We start from the raw sequence: 2,823 nt of genomic DNA on the forward strand, positions 1-2,823 counted from the left end.
ATTATTATATACAAAGCAGTGTTTAATTGGCGTTGCTGAAATGTAATGATAAATGTTGTAGAACTCAAAACATGATATGTCCGAAATGTAACTCCACCCACACCAGGAAAAATGGCCAAAGGCGTGGTCAATAGTGTTTCTAAGTCATAGAGCTATCAAAGGATCAAAAATAAATTTATATACAAATAATTTTGTCTACTTACTTAAAATTTCAAACTCTTCCTACATAAGCATAGATCATTACTAATTAGCAAAGCCGTTTAATTTACCTAGAAACTTTGGCAGTCAGGCGATTGAGCAGTTGATTTAAATAGTCGGGCAGATGGGAATATTGATGGGGTTCATTCAAGTCTTGGCAATCTGTATTAAACTCGTAGTCTGGTAAAATTTTTCCCGTGTTGCCATTGACAAAAACATTCCAATATTTACCTATTAAACCGACAATACTAATATTAATCATCCACTCATTATTATCAAAACAGGTTGCACCTACAACCTCAAACAAGTGACGATGTTCTGGAAATACTTCCAGGTTGGACAAGAGATAATCAAGGGCTGTTTGTTTGATAGTAGTTAATTCTAACATACAGGTGTAATATTCAAGTATTTACCAGAAAATAGGGTTTAAAGCCTCGCCCATAAGCGGGCGACTTTTTAGTTGATTTTATGTCAATAAATATGTTATCCTAAATATTAGCTTAAGAGTCAAATTATGAGAGCTATATTTAAGTATCATAAGCATTGCAGCAATCTTTGAATGATTTAAACCAAGCTTATCAAAACTTTTTCAGTTCGACAAAAGGCAAGAGAAAAGGTAGACCTGTTAAACCTCCTAAATTTAAAAGTAGAAAGTCAAAGCAAACTGCTAGGTTTACAAAGGGAGGATTTAAAATTGGTCAACACAAAGTTTATTTGGCTAAGATTGGAAAGCTGAAAATAGTTTGGTCAAGAGAGTTACCTGCTCCTCCATCATCAGTAACAGTAATCAAAGATTCAGCTCATAGATATTTCTTAAGTTTTGTAGTAGAAATACAACCAGAAATCTTACCTCAAACTGATAATTCAGTAGGTATAGATTTAGGTATCAAAACCTTAGCCACATTTAGCGATGGCACAAAGATTTAAGACCGCTAATAAGGCTAATATTTAGGGCTTGCTGATTAAATCTAAAAGTCTGGATATATCAAGGTTTGGGCCTTTATAGGTAGTGAAAAAGTAGCAGTTTTTTGCCTCACAAAGCTCAAAAAATGAGTATTGGGGTAAGTATAGAGGCAGAATCACTATTGGGATAATTTTTCCTTTGTACATCCTCTACAACTCCTTCCAACTCTTGACTCTTCACTACAGCAAAGCTGCCTACTGCCTATTCCCTGCCTTAGCAAAAAGACTTTTTCAGCAGACCCTATTTAGATTTTTTATCTGATATTCTAGTAAGGTAACGAAATAACTATATCCCCTAAGTAAAAATGTTAACTATTGGAACACAAAAAAGCGATCGAATTAGCACAATTACTAATACAACTTGGGCTGAATATATTAGTTTAGATTTGCCCAGTAAAAGAGTCTCATTTCGCAATGGAGTTATTACTATTGTGTCCCCAGGAGGTAACCATGAATTAATTGGTGATTATATTAGAGCAATTATTTGGGCTTACTGCCGTCAAAACAACCTTGCACTGTTTTCTTACAACCAAACTACTCTTAAGGAAAAGAAGGGAAAGAACCTGATGTAGCTTACTGTTTTGAAATAGACAAAGACAAGCCAGATTTGGCAGTAGAAATAAATCTAACATCAGGTAGTATCGACGATTTAACCAAATATCAATACTTAAAAATTCCTGAAGTTTGGCTGTGGCAAAATAATAACATTAGATTCTTTATTTATCGTGATTCAGGATATTTAGAATTAACGACAAGTAATTCTCTGCCTAACTTAAACAGCGATCGCGTGACAACAATTGTCAATAGTTGTTTTGGTAGAAGTGTTTTAGAAGTAGAAAAATATTTCCGTTAAAGCTTAATTAAAAAATAACAAAAATGAACCAAAACGAATCTTTACTACCCTTAAAAATCGCCGTCCTAACAGTTTCTGATACAAGAACCGAAGCTGATGATAAATCGGGTAAAATATTAGTGGATAATTTAACTACAACAGGTCATTTATTAGCAGAAAAAACTATTGTTCCCGATAACATTTACCAAATTCGTGCGGTAGTATCTAGATGGGTTGCAGATGAATCTGTCCAAGTAATTTTGACTACTGGTGGTACGGGAGTTACAGGACGAGATGGGACACCAGAAGCCATTAAACCACTATTAGACAAAGAAATTGAAGGGTTTGGTGAGATATTTCGCATGATTTCCTATCAAGAAATTAAAACCTCTACCATTCAGTCTCGAACTTTGGCTGGCGTAGCTAACGGTACTTATATCTTTTGTTTACCTGGTTCTAGTGGTGCTTGTCAAACCGGATGGAATATTATCAAAGAGCAACTAGATTCTAGTAATCGTCCTTGTAATTTGGCTCAATTGATTCCTAGATTGACCGAAACTTAAGAGATGATCGGGCGATCGCTTTGTTACTTAAAAAACTGTGAGCTAGAGAAAGCCATCCCGTTTTAACCGATGGCAGTGGAGCAGGGCTTACAAGAGGGCGAATTAGATTTGCCCCACAGCCCCCTGCGAACGTGGGCTTTAACCCCGTGTATCTAAACTCTTGATATAATAGACATCTCCGAAAATAAAAAATCAAATCAATTCTTATCCATAAATTATCAATTGTTCCCCTCCTGGGAGGGGTTAGGGGTGGGTTCCCTGTTCCCT

Annotated in this window: 6 protein-coding genes; 4 read left to right on the forward strand and 2 right to left on the reverse strand. The window is 35.6% G+C overall.

Going from position 1 to position 2,823, the window contains the following annotated elements:
* Window positions 1–265: 265 nt before the first annotated feature.
* Window positions 266–586, reverse strand: a complete 321-nt coding sequence (locus AC3DU7_RS24370; protein ID WP_488041883.1) for a hypothetical protein — start codon at window positions 584–586, stop codon at window positions 266–268.
* Window positions 587–753: 167 nt separating this feature from the next.
* Here AC3DU7_RS24370 and AC3DU7_RS24375 point away from each other — a divergent pair, with 167 nt between their 5' ends.
* The 4 genes from AC3DU7_RS24375 to moaB all read left to right on the forward strand — a co-directional run bounded on the left by AC3DU7_RS24375 (window position 754) and on the right by moaB (window position 2,556).
* A complete protein-coding gene (locus AC3DU7_RS24375; protein ID WP_488041884.1) occupies window positions 754–1,125 on the forward strand; it encodes an RNA-guided endonuclease InsQ/TnpB family protein in 372 nt (123 codons plus the stop codon).
* A gap of 341 nt (window positions 1,126–1,466) precedes the next feature.
* Window positions 1,467–1,733 carry a PDDEXK family nuclease gene (locus tag AC3DU7_RS24380; RefSeq protein WP_488041885.1) on the forward strand — a complete coding sequence of 89 codons (267 nt, stop codon included), beginning with the start codon at window positions 1,467–1,469 and terminating at the stop codon, window positions 1,731–1,733.
* Window positions 1,734–1,768: 35 nt separating this feature from the next.
* Window positions 1,769–2,014, forward strand: a complete 246-nt coding sequence (locus AC3DU7_RS24385) for a PDDEXK family nuclease (RefSeq protein WP_488041886.1) — start codon at window positions 1,769–1,771, stop codon at window positions 2,012–2,014.
* 23 nt (window positions 2,015–2,037) lie between these two features.
* Window positions 2,038–2,556, forward strand: a complete 519-nt coding sequence (gene moaB / locus AC3DU7_RS24390) for a molybdenum cofactor biosynthesis protein B (RefSeq protein ID WP_488041887.1) — start codon at window positions 2,038–2,040, stop codon at window positions 2,554–2,556.
* Here moaB and AC3DU7_RS24395 read toward each other — a convergent pair.
* On the reverse strand, window positions 2,537–2,823 hold a 287-nt coding region (locus tag AC3DU7_RS24395; protein WP_488041888.1), incomplete at its 5' end, for a hypothetical protein. The genes moaB and AC3DU7_RS24395 overlap by 20 nt on opposite strands.

It is taken from the genome of Okeania sp. (assembly GCF_983059655.1).

Coding starts and splice junctions, on each gene's coding strand:
- AC3DU7_RS24380 (WP_488041885.1), top strand. CDS start 1,467: ATGTTAACTATTGGAACACAAAAAAGCGATCGAATTAGCACAATTACT.
- moaB (WP_488041887.1), top strand. CDS start 2,038: ATGAACCAAAACGAATCTTTACTACCCTTAAAAATCGCCGTCCTAACA.
- AC3DU7_RS24370 (WP_488041883.1), bottom strand. CDS start 586: ATGTTAGAATTAACTACTATCAAACAAACAGCCCTTGATTATCTCTTG.